The organism is Pseudomonas sp. NyZ480 (genome assembly GCF_029537255.1).
Taxonomy (GTDB): domain Bacteria; phylum Pseudomonadota; class Gammaproteobacteria; order Pseudomonadales; family Pseudomonadaceae; genus Aquipseudomonas; species Aquipseudomonas taiwanensis.
On record NZ_CP120626.1, the window covers coordinates 1,376,950 to 1,392,731 of the forward strand.

Annotated in this window: 10 protein-coding genes and 2 tRNA genes; 8 read left to right on the forward strand and 4 right to left on the reverse strand. The window is 63.4% G+C overall.

Annotation, left to right across the window (positions count from 1 at the left end):
• Positions 1–161 precede the first annotated feature (161 nt).
• Entirely contained in the window at positions 162–2,039 is a 1,878-nt protein-coding gene (locus P3R38_RS06210; RefSeq protein WP_023379199.1) for a 1-acyl-sn-glycerol-3-phosphate acyltransferase, read from the forward strand.
• A gap of 15 nt (positions 2,040–2,054) precedes the next feature.
• Here P3R38_RS06210 and sugE read toward each other — a convergent pair whose 3' ends face one another.
• From sugE to rdgC, 3 genes are all read right to left on the reverse strand, one after another.
• The gene (gene sugE / locus P3R38_RS06215; protein ID WP_023379200.1) at positions 2,055–2,372 is read right to left on the reverse strand and encodes a quaternary ammonium compound efflux SMR transporter SugE; all 318 of its coding nucleotides are present in this window, start codon (positions 2,370–2,372) and stop codon (positions 2,055–2,057) included.
• A gap of 205 nt (positions 2,373–2,577) precedes the next feature.
• Positions 2,578–3,543 carry a bile acid:sodium symporter family protein gene (locus P3R38_RS06220; RefSeq protein ID WP_277686912.1) on the reverse strand — a complete coding sequence of 322 codons (966 nt, stop codon included), beginning with the start codon at positions 3,541–3,543 and terminating at the stop codon, positions 2,578–2,580.
• A gap of 161 nt (positions 3,544–3,704) precedes the next feature.
• Positions 3,705–4,625, reverse strand: coding sequence for a recombination-associated protein RdgC (gene rdgC / locus P3R38_RS06225; protein WP_277686913.1), 921 nt, complete (start codon positions 4,623–4,625; stop codon positions 3,705–3,707).
• A 217-nt stretch (positions 4,626–4,842) separates the two neighbouring features.
• Between rdgC and P3R38_RS06230 the strand changes: the two genes are divergently transcribed.
• A tRNA-Val gene (locus tag P3R38_RS06230) sits at positions 4,843–4,918 on the forward strand.
• Between the two features lie 13 nt (positions 4,919–4,931).
• Positions 4,932–5,008, forward strand: a tRNA-Asp gene (locus P3R38_RS06235).
• A 153-nt stretch (positions 5,009–5,161) separates the two neighbouring features.
• Here P3R38_RS06235 and map read toward each other — a convergent pair.
• Positions 5,162–5,938, reverse strand: coding sequence for a type I methionyl aminopeptidase (gene map / locus P3R38_RS06240; protein WP_104882077.1), 777 nt, complete (start codon positions 5,936–5,938; stop codon positions 5,162–5,164).
• Between the two features lie 281 nt (positions 5,939–6,219).
• On the opposite strand from map, the gene P3R38_RS06245 reads away from it, so the two are divergent.
• The 5 genes from P3R38_RS06245 to P3R38_RS06265 all read left to right on the forward strand — a co-directional run bounded on the left by P3R38_RS06245 (position 6,220) and on the right by P3R38_RS06265 (position 15,549).
• Positions 6,220–10,242 (forward strand): bifunctional nitrate reductase/sulfite reductase flavoprotein subunit alpha, encoded by a 4,023-nt coding sequence (locus tag P3R38_RS06245; RefSeq protein ID WP_277686914.1) that lies wholly within the window; start codon positions 6,220–6,222, stop codon positions 10,240–10,242.
• Between the two features lie 299 nt (positions 10,243–10,541).
• Positions 10,542–13,094, forward strand: coding sequence for a nitrite reductase large subunit NirB (nirB, locus tag P3R38_RS06250; protein ID WP_023379205.1), 2,553 nt, complete (start codon positions 10,542–10,544; stop codon positions 13,092–13,094).
• Positions 13,094–13,456: a nitrite reductase small subunit NirD gene (nirD, locus tag P3R38_RS06255; RefSeq protein ID WP_104882863.1), complete on the forward strand. Its 363-nt coding sequence runs from the start codon at positions 13,094–13,096 to the stop codon at positions 13,454–13,456. Before nirB ends, nirD begins: the two co-directional genes overlap by 1 nt.
• Before the next feature lie 69 nt (positions 13,457–13,525).
• On the forward strand, positions 13,526–14,458 hold the full coding sequence (pcaQ, locus tag P3R38_RS06260) for a pca operon transcription factor PcaQ (protein ID WP_104882075.1): 933 nt from the start codon (positions 13,526–13,528) through the stop codon (positions 14,456–14,458).
• Positions 14,459–14,802: 344 nt separating this feature from the next.
• Entirely contained in the window at positions 14,803–15,549 is a 747-nt protein-coding gene (locus P3R38_RS06265; protein ID WP_023379209.1) for an FKBP-type peptidyl-prolyl cis-trans isomerase, read from the forward strand.
• Positions 15,550–15,782 lie beyond the last annotated feature (233 nt).

A 15,782-nucleotide genomic window follows, 5' to 3' on the forward strand; every position in this document is an offset into this window, starting at 1 on the left:
AACCAGGAATGCATTAAATTTGCTGTCACATGGCCATCATTCTGTGATGAAGCGCCCAAATTCACGGCCTGGCTTGCCAACCCGAGGCTTTCCCGTGCAGATTTGTGGCCTGCCGCGTTGAACGTGCCTCCAATGACAAAAGCACTTCAGGAACATGGACGATGAGTCACCCCTCGCAATTCACCTTGCTCGGCAAACGGCGCTTCCTGCCGTTTTTCGTCACCCAGTTGCTGGGTGCTTTCAACGACAACCTGTTCAAGCAGTCATTGATCCTGGCGATCCTGTTCAAGCTCAGCCTCGGGGACGACGACCGCTCGATCTGGGTCAACCTGTGCGCGTTGCTGTTCATCCTGCCGTTCTTCCTGTTCTCGGCACTGGGCGGTCAGTTTGGCGAGAAATTCGCCAAGGACGCGTTGATCCGCGCGATCAAGCTGGCCGAGATCGGCATCATGGCGATCGGTGCGGTCGGCTTCGTCACCGATCACCTGGTGCTGATGTTGGTGGCGTTGTTCGGCATGGGGACCCACTCGGCGCTGTTCGGCCCGGTAAAGTATTCGATCCTGCCCCAGGCCCTGCGTGAAGAAGAGCTGGTGGGCGGTAACGGGCTGGTGGAGATGGGCACATTTCTGGCGATCCTCGCCGGCACCATCGGCGCTGGGGTGATGATGTCGACCGACAGCTATGCCGCGGTGGTGGCGGGCGGCGTGGTCGGTACCGCGGTGTTGGGTTACCTGGCCAGCCGCTGGATTCCGCGCGCCGCTGCCGCCTCCCCGCAGATGCCGCTGGACTGGAACATCTTCAAGCAGTCCTGGGCGATCCTGCGCCTGGGCCTGGGGCAGACGCCGGCGGTATCGCGCTCGATTGTCGGCAACTCCTGGTTCTGGTTCGTCGGCGCCATCTACCTGACCCAGATTCCGGCCTACGCCAAAGACTGGCTGCACGGAGACGGCACGGTCGTGACCCTGGTGCTGACCTTGTTCTCGGTGGGCATCGCCCTGGGTTCACTGCTGTGCGAGCGCCTCAGTGGGCGCAAGGTGGAGATCGGCCTGGTGCCGTTCGGCTCGTTCGGCCTGACCCTGTTCGGCCTGCTCTGGTGGTGGCATTCAGGGGATGTACCAGCCGCAGCCACCCCCCACGACTGGTTGACCTTGCTGGGCATGAGCCAAGCCTGGTGGATCATGCTGTCGATCGTCGGGCTTGGTGTGTTCGGTGGTTTCTACATCGTGCCGCTGTACGCATTGATCCAGGCCCGCACGGCCGAAGACCAGCGCGCTCGGGTCATCGCCGCCAACAACATCCTCAACGCCTTGTTCATGGTGGTTTCGGCGATTCTCACCATCCTCCTGCTGGGGCTGGCGGAGCTGACCATCCCGCAGCTGTTCCTGGTGGTGTCGTTGCTCAATGTCCTGGTGAACGCCTACATCTTCCGCATCGTGCCGGAATTCACCATGCGCTTCCTGATCTGGTTGCTCAGCCATTCCATGTACCGGGTGGAGCACCGTGACCTTGAGCGTATTCCTGACGAGGGCGCGGCGCTGTTGGTGTGCAACCATGTCTCGTTCGTCGACGCCTTGCTGCTGGGTGGGGCCATTCGCCGGCCAATACGGTTCGTCATGTACTACAAGATCTTCAACCTACCGGTGCTCAACTTCGTGTTCCGCACCGCAGGCGCCATTCCCATTGCCGGGCGCGGCGAGGACGAGGTGATCTACGAGCGTGCCTTTGCCCGCATTGCCGAGTACCTGAAGGCGGGCGAGGTGGTGTGCATCTTCCCCGAGGGCAAGCTGACCGGTGACGGGGAGATCGACGTATTCAAAGGTGGCGTCAGCCGTATTCTCGATGAAACCCCGGTGCCGGTGATTCCCCTGGCACTGCAAGGGTTGTGGGGCAGCTTCTTCAGCCGTGATCCGGCCAAGGGCTTCTTCAAGCGCCTGTGGTCACGCGTGACCATCGTGGCTGGCGCCGCCATCCCGGTGGAGGCGGCGCAGCCTGAAGCCCTGCGTGAGCAGGTCAGTCGCTTGCGAGGGGAGGTTCGCTGAGGTGCAGGGGGAAGGTCAGCTGGCGCTGACCTTCAGGCCGACCAGGCCGGTGACGATCAGTGCCACGCTGGCCAGTCGCACCAGAGCCATGGATTCGCCGAACAGGATGATGCCAGCGATCACCGTGCCGACTGCGCCGACACCGGTCCAGATGGCGTAGGCGGTGCCCAGGGGCAGTTCCTTCATCGCAAGCCCCAGCAGACCGAGGCTGATGGCCATGGCCGCGACGGTGAGCACGGTGGGCAAGGGTTTGCTGAAGCCGTCGGTGTACTTGAGGCCGACCGCCCAGCCGACTTCGAACAAGCCGGCGAAGAACAGAATGATCCAGGACATGAGTGTGTCTCCATCGTTTGAAAGATGGGGCCGTCCCCGGAATGGTCACGCGGTGCGTCGTGAGGCCGTCCTCACAGTGGGCACTATAGTGCACATTTGCGCGGTTCCGGGCAAGCCTGTGCCGACGTGATCGCCCCCTGTCCGACTGCAGCAGACAACCTGTGTGAACGGGTTTACCCGCGACGAGGTCGGCACAGGCACGCTGTCAATTCCCGGCCGGTTCAATGTCTCCAACCGCAGGCTTCGGCGCTTCCATGCGGCGGAACCAGGTGGACAGCAACGCCCCGGAAATATTGTGCCAAACGCTGAACAACGCACTCGGCACTGCCGCCAGCGGGGAGAAGTGCGCCGCAGCCAACGCCGCGCCAAGCCCCGAGTTCTGCATGCCCACCTCCAGCGCCAGCGACTTGCGCTGGGCCAGTGGCAGTTTGCACAGCTTGCCGGTGAGGTAACCCAGCAGGTAGCCGAAGCTGTTGTGCAGTACCACCACCGCCATGATCAGCAGGCCGGACTCGGCAATCTTCGCCTGGCTGGCTGCCACCACGGCGCAGACGATCATCACGATGCTGATCACCGACACCAGCGGCAGTACCTGTACCGCCACTTGGACCCGCGCACCGAGCAGGCGCTGGGCCAGCACGCCGAGCACGATCGGCAGCATCACCAGCTGCAGAATCGACCAGAACATGTCCATGAAGGACACTGGCAACCAGGCCGAAGCCAAGAACCAGATCAGCGCCGGGGTGAGCAGTGGCGCGAGCAGGGTGGTTACCGCTGCGATCGCCACCGCCAAGGCAAGGTCGCCCTTGGACAGCCACACCATCACGTTCGAAGCCGTGCCACTGGGGCAGCAGCCAACCAGGATCACACCCACCGCGATTTCGGCGGGCAGGTGGAATAGCTGGCAAAGCAACCAGGCCATGCCTGGCATGATCACGAAATGCGCCACCACCCCGAGGGCAACGCGCCACGGCTGGCGAGCGAGGGCGGCGAAGTCGTCGAGCTTGAGCGTAAGGCCCATGCCGAACATCACCACACCCAGGAGCGGCACGATGGCCACTTTCAGCGCGATGAACCATTGTGGTTGCAGGAAGGCCAGGCAGGCGAACACCAGTACCCACAGGGCGAAGGTGTTGCCGACGAAGCGGCTGAGGGCGGCGAGTGCACGCATGGGCAGGTCCTTGTTCTGTTAAACGCTGTTTTTTGCAGGCCCTATCGCCGGCAAGCCGGCTCCTGCAGGTGTTGCGAACCCCTGCAGGAGCCGGCTTGCCGGCGATAGGGCCGCTGCTGACCCAGACTGAATTCCCGGCCAGCACCGCCAGTCGATGCGACTCAGACCCCTTGTGGGATCTCCTCGCCACCCAGTGCCTCGAACAGCGCCGGCAAGAACTCGGTGAAGGTCATCATCATCAACGTGAAGCTGGCATCGAACTGTTGCTGGGCTTCGTCGCCACCGTCCTGTTCGGCCTGCTCTTGCAGCAACTCCTCGAACTTCAGGCGCTTGATCACCATCTTGTCGTCGAGCACGAACGACAATTTGTCCTGCCAGGCCAGGGCCAGCTGGGTAACCACCTTGCCGGTGCTCAGGTGCAGCTGGATTTCCTCACCGGTCAGGTCCTGACGCTTGCAGCGCACGATGCCACCGTCTTCGGCGGTGTCGCGCAGCTCGCACTCGTCCAGCACATAGAAGCCTTCGGCCGCCTGTTGCGACTTGACCCAGTCGGTCATCGTCGCGGTCGGCGCGATCTTCACGGTCGCCGGGCGAACCGGCAGCGAGCCCATGACTTCACGCAGGGTCGACAACAGGTCTTCGGCGCGCTTGGCACTGGCCGAGTTGACCAGAACCATGCCCAGGCGCGGGGCGATGGCGGCGAAGATCATCGAGCGACGGATGAACGCGCGTGGCAGGAACGCCTGGATGATGTCGTCCTTGATCTGGTCGCGCTCCTTTTTATAGACCTTGCGCATTTGCTCGGTCTCGATCTCTTCGACCTTTTCCTTCACCGCATCGTTGACCACGCTGCTAGGCAGGATGCGCTCTTCCTTGCGCGCGGCAATCAGCAGGAATTCGCCGCTGACGTGCACCAGCGGGGCATCCTCGCCCTTGCCGAACGGCGCGACGAAACCATAGGTGGTCAGCTCCTGGCTGGCGCAGGGGCGGGCCGGCTTGCTGGCCAGGGCAGCTTCCAGCGCTTCGGGCTCGAACGGGACATCCTGGGTCAAGCGGTAGGTCAGCAGGTTCTTGAACCACATGAGGGGGAATCTCTCCTTAGTGCATAAGGCGGGCATTATTCTCCGAGGGGTGGTCCCAGGCCAACCCTGTCATAGGGCCAGTAGCTATATAGAGAGAAGGAAAAGCCAGCTGCTGCTAGGTCTTTGAAAGGCCTGAAAATTTTTTTTAAAAAAGTCGAAAAAAGTGCTTGCCAGGGTGGGAGGTCATCCGTAGAATGCGCGCCACACCGAGACGAAAGGGTGATTAGCTCAGCCGGGAGAGCATCTGCCTTACAAGCAGAGGGTCGGCGGTTCGATCCCGTCATCACCCACCACTCGATGTATAGCGCAGCGGTAGTTCAGTCGGTTAGAATACCGGCCTGTCACGCCGGGGGTCGCGGGTTCGAGTCCCGTCCGCTGCGCCATATTCCAGCTTCCAGGGCCCACTGAACACCCGGAAGCCACAAAGAAAGCGACCTTAGGGTCGCTTTTTTTGTTTCTGCGCCGGCTGAATCGGCGTGGCGGAAGGTGTCGCCGCCGATTTGCCCCTATTGGACGGCATCGCCACCTCGCCAGTCTCAACGATTGCGCTCTTCCTCCCGTAGCGTCAGTACCTCGACGCCGTTTTCAGTCACCGCCACGGTATGCTCCCACTGCGCCGACAGCGTGTGGTCGCGGGTAATCACTGTCCAGCCATCGCGCAGCGTTCGTGTTCCCCGCCCGCCCTGGTTGATCATCGGCTCGATGGTGAACACCATCCCCGGTTGCAACTTCATGCCCATGCCGCGTTGGCCGTAGTGCAGCACTTCGGGCGCCTCATGCATCTGCTTGCCGATACCGTGCCCGCAATACTCGCGCACCACGCTGTAGCCCGCCGCCTCGGCGTGGGCCTGGATGGCGTGACCGACATCGCCCAGGGTGGCCCCGGGGCGTACCTGCCCGATGCCTTTCCACAATGCCTCATAGGTGGTGTCGACCAGGCGGCGGGCCTCGTCGCTTATGGCCCCGATGCTGTACATCTTCGATGAATCAGCGATGTAGCCACCCTGTTCGAGGGTGATATCGACATTAATGATCGAGCCTTCCTGGAGCACCTCCTCCGCCTTGGGCATGCCATGACACACCACATGGTCCACCGAGGTGTTGAGCGAGTAGGGGAAGCCGTACTGGCCTTTGCTGGCCGGGCGTGCCTTGAGGGTCTGGGTGATGAAGGCCTCGGCACGGTCGTTGATCTGCATCGTGGTAATGCCGGGGCGAATAAAACAGTCGAGGTCGGCGAACACCTGCGCCAACAGTTGGCCTGCGTTGCGCATCAGGTCGAGTTGGGCGGGCGTCTTGAGGATCACCTTGGACATGGGACAGGAAGCGGCTCTTGATGAAAAGTGCCCCAGCATAGCGCTGCGGGGCTTGATCACGCCACCGCGTGGTGCGCTGCCTGGCCGATACCGGCAGGCGCCGGCTTGCCGGCGATGGTGCCGGTCCAGCTGGCCCAAAACTTGCTCAGCCACTGCCTAGAGGGCCATCAACGTCGATGCCCCCCGACATTCCACGACAAAGGCGCCGTGTTGCCCCCCGCTTGACAAGCAAGCTCGGGGCAGCCGGCGCCTTTTTCGTTTCTGCCTACAGGAGACTACCCATGACCCGCAGCGAAGTACGCAGTGTCTGCCCGTATTGCGGCGTCGGCTGCGGCATTGTGTTGAGCGTGGCCAATGGCAAGGTCGGCAAGGTCAGTGGCGACAAGCTGCACCCCAGCAATTTCGGTCGTCTGTGCACCAAGGGCCTCACCGCCCATGTGCCGCTGAACGCTGCCGGGCGTATGGAGGAGGCCTTCGTGCGCCAGCAGCGCAACCAGGAGCCAGCCCGCACCCCTCTGGACCTCGCCATCGAACAAGCCGCCGGGCGTTTGCGTGGCATCATCGACCAGCACGGCGCCGATGCCGTGGCACTGTACGTCTCTGGGCAAATGTCGCTGGAAGCCCAGTACCTGGCCAATAAATTGGCCAAGGGTTTCATCCGCACCCGCCATATCGAATCAAACTCGCGCCTGTGCATGGCCAGCGCCGGCAGCGGCTACAAGCTTTCGCTCGGCGCCGATGGCCCGCCCGGCAGTTACCAGGATTTCGAGCATGCCGAAGTGTTCCTGGTGATCGGCGCGAACATGGCCGACTGCCACCCGATTCTGTTCCTGCGCCTGCTTGACCGCGTCAAGGCCGGGGCCAAGCTGATCGTGGTCGACCCACGCCGCACGGCCACTGCCGACAAGGCCGACCTGTTCCTGCAAGTGCGTCCCGGCAGCGACATGGCGCTGCTCAATGGCCTGCTGCATCTGCTGCACCGCAATGGTCATACCGACCCGGATTTCATCGCCCGCCATACCGAGGGTTGGGACGAAATGCCCGATTTCCTCGAGGACTACAGCCCCGAGCGCGTTGCCGCCATCACCGGATTGGCGCAAGCCGATATTCGTCAGGCCGCCGAGTGGATCGGCTCGGCCGGGGAATGGATGAGTTGCTGGACCATGGGCCTGAACCAGAGTGTCCACGGCACCTGGCACAGCAATGCCCTGTGCAATCTGCACCTGGCCACTGGCGCCATCTGTCGTCCAGGCAGCGGGCCGTTCTCCTTGACCGGGCAGCCCAATGCCATGGGGGGCCGCGAGATGGGCTACATGGGGCCGGGCCTGCCGGGGCAGCGCTCGGCACTGGTGGACGCGGATCGGGCCTTTGTCGAGCACCAGTGGGGCCTGGCCCCAGGCAGCCTGCGCAGCGAAGGTGCAGAGGGCACGGTGGCATTGTTCGATCAGATGAAGGCTGGCGAGGTGAAAGCCTGCTGGATCATCTGCAGTAACCCCGTGGCCAGTGTCGCCAATCGCCAGCAAGTCATCGAGGGCCTGCGCCAGGCTGAACTGGTCATCAGCCAGGATGCCTTTCTCGACACCGAGACCAACCGCTACGCCGACATTCTCCTGCCTGCCGCGCTCTGGGCCGAAGGCGAGGGTGTGATGATCAACAGCGAGCGCAACCTTACCCTCATGCCTCGCGCTGTCGAGCCGCCGGGGCAGAGCTTGCCCGACTGGCAACTCATCGCCCGGGTGGCCTGCGCCATGGGGTATGCCCATGCCTTCGACTACCGCGACGCCGAGTCGGTATACGAGGAGATCCGCCAGTTCTGGAACCCCACCACAGGCTACGACCTGCGGGGTATCGGCTACCCCGAACTGCGCCATAGCCCCCGCCAGTGGCCCTGCGCGCCAGGCGACGAGGGCGATCGCAGCCCAGTGCGCTACCTCAATGACGGTCGCAGCCAGCACCTGGTGAGCGACGCCGAAGGCCTGCGCCCCGCACTGGCTTTTCCTACCCCCAGCGGCAAGGCGCGTTTCTTCGCCAGGCCGTGGCTGCCGGCACCAGAGCTGCCGGATGCCGATTATCCCCTGGTGCTCAACACCGGGCGCGTGCAGCACCAGTGGCACACGCTGACCAAGACCGGCAAGGTGCCGGCGCTGAACAAGCTGGAGCCCGGCCCCTTCGTCGAGCTGCATCCGGAAGATGCCGAGCGCCTGGGCATTCGCGACAAGGACCCAGTGGCGATCCGCTCGCGCCGTGGCCAGGCCGTGTTGCCCGCACGGGTCAGTGACCGGGTCATGCCTGGCAATTGTTTCGCGCCATTCCACTGGAACGATGTGTTCGGCGAGCACTTGGCAATCAATGCCGTGACCTGTGATGCGGTCGACCCCCTGTCGCTGCAGCCGGCCTTCAAGCATTGCGCGGTGGCCCTGGAGCGGGTCGCCGGTGAACGCATCGACGCCCTCGACCTGGGCGCCGCCACCCGCACTTCGGAGCCCGCCACCATGCCGACCGCCACGCTGTCCCGTCTGCTTGGCCTGGATGCGCTGCCTGCCCCGGTTCTGGCCGACGATGAGCGCCACTACTTGCAAGGTTTCCTGCTCGGCCTGGACCAGGCGCGCATTGAAGGGGTGCCGTGCCTGCCAGCCAACGCGCCGCTGACGGCGGCCCAACGTCTGTTCGTCGATGGGCTGCTGGCGGGGCTTTACGCCCAGTCGGCGCCTGCGCAGGTCGATGTCCCCCGGCACCAAGTGCTGTGGGCATCGCAGACCGGCAATGGTGAAGCCCTGGCCGAGCGTTGCGCTGGGCACTTGCGCAACGCCGGCCTGGCGGTGCAGTTGAACTGCATGGAGGCGGTCACCCCACGGCAGTTGCAGGGCGCTGCGAGCGTTGTGCTGATTGCCAGCACGTTCGGCGACGGTGATGCGCCCGATACCGGTACTGCGTTCTGGAATGCGTTGCAAGGCGAAGAGGGGGGGCATTGCGCCGATCTGCCCTATGCCGTGCTGGCCCTTGGAGACTCGAGCTACGACCAGTTCTGCGGGTTTGGCCGCAAGCTCGATCAGCGCCTTGCCGAGCTGGGCGGCCGACGCCTGTTGCCGCGTGTCGACTGCGAGCCGGATTTCGACGAAACCTTCGCCAACTGGCTCCAAGCCCTGCTGCCCGAGCTCGGGCCTGCCACCACGCTCGAACCAGCCAGGGAAGCCGTGCCGGCGCCGCTCTACAGCAAGCAACGACCATGGTCGGCGACCCTACTCGAAAACCGCGTGCTCAATGCCCCAGGAGCCAGCAAGGAAACCCGTCAGCTGGTATTCGACCTCGCTGGCAGTGGCTTCACCTATGAGGCCGGTGATGCCCTTGGGGTGTGGCCACGCAACTGCCCGGCATTGGTCGAAGAGCTCTTGGCGTTGATGCACCTCGATGGCCAGGCGTTGGTCGAACTCAACGGGAAGCCAGCCATGCCCTTGGTTGAGGCCCTGGCGCAGCACCTGGAGATCGCGCGGGTCACGCCGCAGCAGTTGCAGGTATTCGGTCGCCACCAGCCGGCCTTGCAGCGTCTGTTGCAACCGGAGCACAAGGCCGAATTGCAGGAGTGGCTGTGGGGCCGGCAGTTGGCCGATGTGCTGCGCGAGTATCCTCAGGACTTACCGCTGGCCAGCTGGCTTGAGTTGCTCAAACCACTGCAACCGCGCCTGTATTCGATCAGCTCGAGCCCGTCCGCTCACCCCGATCAGGTGCACCTGACCGTCTCGACCGTACGCTATGGTCAGCGCAAGGGCGTTTGCTCGGCTTTTCTCGCCGACCGCGCGGACACCTTGAAGGTGGCGATTTTCCCGCAGGTATCGAAGCACTTTCGCCTGCCGGAGGACGACAACGCGCCTGTGATCATGGTCGGCCCCGGTACCGGCATCGCACCGTTCCGGGCGTTTCTGGAAGAGCGTGAGGCTCGCGGTGCCTGTGGCGAAAACTGGCTGTTCTTCGGCGAGCAGTACGCCGCCAGTGATTTCTATTACAAGGAGCAACTGCTGGCCTGGGTGGCAGCCGGGCATCTGCGTCTGGACACCGCGTTCTCCCGCGACCAGGCCGAAAAGATCTACGTGCAACAGCGTCTGCGTGAGCAAGGCGCGCAGGTGTGGCGCTGGCTTGAATCAGGGGCGTACTTCTATGTGTGTGGCGATGCCCAGCGTATGGCCAAGGATGTGGACGGCGCCCTGCGCGAGGTCGTGGCGGTGCATGGCCAGATGAGCAACGAGGCGGCGGAGGCTTACGTTGAAGCGTTGAGCAAGGCCAAGCGCTACCGGCGAGATGTGTATTGATTGCACCGGGATGGTGAGGGATGCACTTCGGTGGTGCGGTTTTCAATGCCTTATGGCCGGCAAGCCGGCGCCTGCGAAGACCGCACCGAACCTGTGGGCGCCGGCTTGACGGCGATGAATCCAGCGCAGTCACCCCATCGGCAGTGGTCCAGCAGCATTTGGCACACTCCCTGCTACATCCGTTTCACAACATGCCCCACTGATCAACGGCGATCAATCAGGGGCCCACCGTGATGAGTACAGGCAAAGGCGCCTGGAGCTTCGGCTCCAGGCGCTTTTTTTTTGATCGAGGATCGGCTATGAACGCAACAGCGAACGGCGGGCAACGAGAGCGAGTGGTGATTGTCGGCAACGGCATGGTCGGCCATCACTGCGTCGAGCAACTGATCGAACGTGGCGCCCTGGCGCGCTTCGAGGTGCGGGTGTTCGGCGAAGAGCGCCAGCGTGCATACGACCGTGTGCACCTGTCCGAGTACTTCGGCGGCAGCTGTGCCGAAACCCTGGCCCTGTGCGAACACGGGTTCTACGGCGACAACGGTGTGCACCTGCATCTGGGCGAGGCGGTGCTGCAGATCGACCGCGAACGCTGCGAAGTGGTCACCGCCGAAGGCCGTTACGGCTACGACCACCTGGTCCTGGCCACGGGCTCGTATCCCTTCGTGCCACCGATCGAAGGTTCCAGCGGCAATGCTCGACTGGTCTATCGCACCCTCGACGACCTGGACGCCATTCGAGCCGCCGCCAGCGGTGCCCGTCGTGGCGTGGTGGTGGGGGGCGGCCTGCTTGGCCTGGAAGCGGCCAATGCACTCAAGTCACTGGGCTTGGAAGCCCATGTTGTCGAGTTCGCCCCACGGTTGATGCCGGTGCAACTGGACGGCGAGGGCGGTGCTGCGCTCAAGGCACGGATCGAAGCGTTGGGCGTGGGCGTGCACCTGTCCCGTGCCACCCAGTCGATCAGCGCCGGCGAGGCTTATCGCTACCGGATGAACTTCGATGGTGGGGAACACCTGGAAACCGACCTGATCGTATTTTCTGCTGGTATCCGCCCGCAAGATGCCCTGGGGCGGGCCTGTGGCCTCGAGATCGCCCCACGCGGTGGGGTAGTGATCGACAGCCACTGCCGCACCAGCGACCCGCGCATCTTCGCCATCGGCGAGTGCGCTTCGTGGAATGGCAGCATCTTCGGTCTGGTTGCCCCCGGTTACAGCATGGCCCGTAATCTGGCGGCGCTGCTCACCGGTGAGGCGGCCGCCGAGTTCGGCGGTGCCGATATGTCGACCAAGCTCAAGCTGCTGGGGGTCGATGTCGGCTCCATCGGCGATGCCCACGGCGCCACCCCAGGGTCGCGCAGCTACCGCTTCATCGACGAGGCCACCGCCGCCTACCGCCGTCTGGTGGTCGATGCCAGTGGCAAGCGCGTGCTCGGCGCGGTGCTGGTTGGCGACAACAGTTACTACGACACCCTGTTGCAATACGCCCAGAACGGCATTGCCCTGCCAGCGGACCCCGCGGGCTTGATCCTGCCGCAAAGTGCCGGCGCCCCAGCGCTTGGGGCCGACGCCTTGCCTGACAGCGCGACGATCTGTTCCTGCCACAATGTCAGCAAGGGCGCGGTCTGCGCAGCCATCGACAGCGGCTGTAGCGACCTGGCTGCCCTCAAGGGTTGCACCAAGGCTGCGACCGGTTGTGGCGGCTGCGCGGCCCTGCTCAAGCAGGTCTTCGAGCATGAGTTGACTGCCCGTGGCGTCACCGTCGACAAGCGTCTGTGCGAGCACTTCGCCTACACCCGCCAGGAGCTTTACGGTCTGGTCCGCGTCGAAGGTATCCGCACCTTCAATGAGTTGCTCGAACGCCATGGCAAGGGCCATGTCGGCTGCGACATCTGCAAGCCGACGGTGGGCTCGATTCTCGCTTCCTGCTGGAACCAGCCGATCATGGACCCGGCCCTGGTGCCGCTGCAGGACACCAACGACACCTTCATGGCCAACATGCAGAAGAACGGCACCTACTCGGTGGTACCGCGCATCCCGGGCGGCGAGATCACCCCCGACAAGCTGATCGTGATTGGCCAGGTGGCGAAGAAATACGACCTCTACACCAAGATCACCGGCGGCCAGCGTATCGACCTGTTCGGCGCCCAGTTGCACGAACTGCCGCTGATCTGGGGCGAGCTGATCGACGCCGGCTTCGAGACCGGCCATGCCTACGGCAAGTCGACCCGTACGGTGAAGTCGTGCGTCGGCAGCACCTGGTGCCGGTATGGCGTGCAGGACAGTGTGGGCATGGCGCTGCGCCTGGAAGACCGCTACAAAGGCCTGCGATCGCCGCACAAGCTCAAGTTCGCAGTGTCCGGCTGCACCCGCGAATGCGCCGAAGCGCAGAGCAAGGACATCGGCGTGATCGCCACCGACAAGGGCTGGAACCTATACATCTGCGGCAACGGCGGCATGCGACCACGCCATGCCGAGCTGTTCGCCACCGACCTCGACGACGAGACATTGGTGCGCCTGATCGACCGCGTGCTGATGTTCTACATTCGCACCGCCGACAAGTTGCAGCGCACTTCGGTGTGGCGCGAAAGTCTGGAAGGCGGCCTGGACTACCTCAAGCAGGTGATTCTCGACGACAGCCTGGGGCTGGCCGCCGAGCTGGAGGCGCAGATGCAGCATGTGGTCGACCAGTATGAGTGCGAATGGGCCAACGCCCTGAACGACCCCGAAAAGCTCAAGCGCTTCCGTACCTTCGTCAACGACCAGCGGCCCGACCCGGACGTGCATTTCGTTCGTGAACGCGATCAGCGCCGGCCTGCCGCACCGTTGCATCTGATCCCCACCGCCGAGGAGGCTGTCTGATGAACCTGTCCAATGCTGCTGTCGCCAAGCAACCGAACTGGCAAACGGTCTGCCAGGCCAATGACCTGGTCGCCGATTCCGGCGTTGTGGTGTGGTTCGACGGAGCCCAGGTGGCGCTGTTCTATCTGCCAGGCCAGGCACAGACGTTGTACGCTGTGGACAACCGCGACCCACGTTCCGGGGCCAACATCATCGGCCGCGGACTGGTGGGTAGCCTGCAGGGGGAGTTGGTGGTGGCGGCACCGTTGTACAAGCAGCATTTCAGCTTGAAAAGCGGTAGATGCCTGGAAGACGACGACCAGCGGTTGCGGGTATGGCCGGTACGCTTGAACGGTGAGGCGGTGGAGTTGGCGGTGGCCTGACGGTCGATTGCTGGCTGCGCTGGGGCGTTCGCGGGTTATCTACGTTCGTCAATGCGGTAAGCTTGCCGCATGAACCTCGATACCCGCATCAAGTACCGCCACCTGCTGTGTTTCCTGGAGATTGCCCGTCAAGGCAGCCTGGCCAGGGCTGCCGACATTCTGGCCATCAGTCAGCCGGCGATCTCCAAAACCCTCAAGGAGCTCGAAGACCTGCTTGAAACGCGGTTGTTCGAACGTAGCCGCCAGGGCGTCGAACTGACACCGGCCGGCGCACGCTTCATGCGTTACGCAGGCCCCAGCGTGCAGGCGTTGCGCGATGGGGTTAGCAGCCTTCGCGGTGAGGCGCGGGCACCTTCGCAGGTGCGCATCGGCGTCTTGTCCACGGTCGAAGGGCTGTTGATGCCCGAAGTGCTGTGCCGGTTGCATCAGCGGCACGAGGCGCTGGTGATCAGCGTGGTTACCGGGGTCAGCGCGCAATTGCTGGGGCAATTGCACCTGGGCGAGCTGGAACTGGTGGTCGGACGCATGACCGACAGCCCGCAGATCCAGGGCTTGTCGTTCGAGCATCTGTACAGCGAGTCGATGAGCCTGGTGGTGCGGCCCGGCCATCCGCTATTGGCTACAGCCCCGCTGGAGCGCTCGCAGGTCGGGCGTTATCCCTTGGTGTTGCCGCCGGCAGGCACGACCATCCGCCAGCACGCCGACAGCCTGTTCGTGCAATGCGGCATCCAGATGCCGGCCCAGCGCCTGGAAGCCCTGTCGCTGGCGCTGAGTCGGCGTTATCTGCTGGGTAGCGATGCGGTCTGGGTGGCACCGCGCGATGCGGTATTGCTTGACCTGCGCCGTGGCGAACTGGTCGAACTCGACCTGGGCGTGCGCGAGCCGGGCGGCTCGGTGGGCATCTGCCGTAATGCCGCCTTGCCGCAGAGCCTGCCGGGGCAGTGGGTATGCGAGGTGTTGCGAGAGGTGGCGGGGCAGTATCGGGAGGGTGAGTATCCCTGAGGCTTGCCGGGAGGTATTGAGCGTCATTGAGATCGAGCGCCGCCGGGGCGGCGCATCGCGAGCAACGCTCGCTCCTACGGTTATCCGGATGCACCAAACCCTCTTACAGATCCGATGACGAGCACTCTCGGAATCCCTGGAAACATATCGCCATAAAAATCCGGCAGAACCGGTGCAACGGGTCAATACTGGCCATTTACCGCACCCCCATGATGAAGATGTTTTTAATCACTGAACTTCCAAGGCCAAACCCGCTCTTATGCCGGTAGCCATTGGTCATGGCCGCCTGCTAAGCTCGCGGCTTTACCCTGATTGCCCTCATGGCGCATGAACAAGGAAATAGCATGAAACAGCATCGTCTGGCGGCTGCGGTTGCCCTGGTAGGCCTGGTACTGGCTGGCTGCGACCAGCAGGCCAGCACGCCCGAGCTGAAGACTCCGGCACAAAAAGCCTCCTACGGTATCGGCCTGAACATGGGCAAGAGCCTGGCTCAGGAAGGCATGGAAGACCTTGATTCGAAAGCTGTTGCCCTCGGCATCGAAGACGCCGTCGGCAAGAAAGAGCAGCGCATCAAGGACGAAGAGCTGGTAGAAGCCTTCACCGCGCTGCAGAAGCGCGCCGAAGAGCGCCTGGCCAAGGCCAGTGAAGAAGCTGCCTCCGCTGGCAAGAAATTCCTCGAAGAGAACGGCAAGAAGCCAGGCGTAATCACCACCGCTTCCGGCCTGCAGTACGAAGTGGTCAAGAAAGCCGATGGCCCGCAGCCCAAGCCGACCGATGTGGTTACTGTCCACTACGAAGGCAAGCTGATCGACGGCAAGGTGTTCGACAGCTCCGTCGAGCGTGGCAGCCCCATCGATCTGCCGGTCAGCGGCGTGATCCCAGGTTGGGTCGAAGGCTTGCAGCTGATGCACGTCGGCGAGAAGTACAAGCTGTTCATCCCGGCTGAGCTGGCTTACGGCGCACAGAGCCCGAGCCCGCTGATCCCGGCCAACTCGGTGCTGGTGTTCGACCTCGAACTGCTCGGCATCAAGGACCAGAACCAGCCGCAAGGCGAGGCTCCGGAAGCTCCGGCTGAAGAGCCTGCCAAGTAAGAGCCTTCGCGCTACGAACAACGCCCCGTCCTGACGGGGCGTTTTCGTTTGAGTGGGGGCGAACCTCGTGCCGGGTGAACGGTCCTCGCAAAGGCGAGGGAACGAAGTGGGATGCGTCTGACGCAAATCGTTTGCGGATCTGAAACGACTGTGTAAAAAACGCCCGATCTGAGTGCCGCCCTTGCCTCATGGGCACCTGACGTCGGAAACTTCGCCCTGTTCACAAGGTTATC

What these genes read in the sequence shown, in the direction of transcription:
- pcaQ (WP_104882075.1), top strand. Translation starts at nt 13,526, where the DNA reads ATGAACCTCGATACCCGCATCAAGTACCGCCACCTGCTGTGTTTCCTG.
- map (WP_104882077.1), bottom strand. Translation starts at nt 5,938, where the DNA reads ATGTCCAAGGTGATCCTCAAGACGCCCGCCCAACTCGACCTGATGCGC.
- P3R38_RS06265 (WP_023379209.1), top strand. Translation starts at nt 14,803, where the DNA reads ATGAAACAGCATCGTCTGGCGGCTGCGGTTGCCCTGGTAGGCCTGGTA.
- P3R38_RS06210 (WP_023379199.1), top strand. Translation starts at nt 162, where the DNA reads ATGAGTCACCCCTCGCAATTCACCTTGCTCGGCAAACGGCGCTTCCTG.
- nirB (WP_023379205.1), top strand. Translation starts at nt 10,542, where the DNA reads ATGAACGCAACAGCGAACGGCGGGCAACGAGAGCGAGTGGTGATTGTC.
- P3R38_RS06220 (WP_277686912.1), bottom strand. Translation starts at nt 3,543, where the DNA reads ATGCGTGCACTCGCCGCCCTCAGCCGCTTCGTCGGCAACACCTTCGCC.
- nirD (WP_104882863.1), top strand. Translation starts at nt 13,094, where the DNA reads ATGAACCTGTCCAATGCTGCTGTCGCCAAGCAACCGAACTGGCAAACG.
- sugE (WP_023379200.1), bottom strand. Translation starts at nt 2,372, where the DNA reads ATGTCCTGGATCATTCTGTTCTTCGCCGGCTTGTTCGAAGTCGGCTGG.
- P3R38_RS06245 (WP_277686914.1), top strand. Translation starts at nt 6,220, where the DNA reads ATGACCCGCAGCGAAGTACGCAGTGTCTGCCCGTATTGCGGCGTCGGC.
- rdgC (WP_277686913.1), bottom strand. Translation starts at nt 4,625, where the DNA reads ATGTGGTTCAAGAACCTGCTGACCTACCGCTTGACCCAGGATGTCCCG.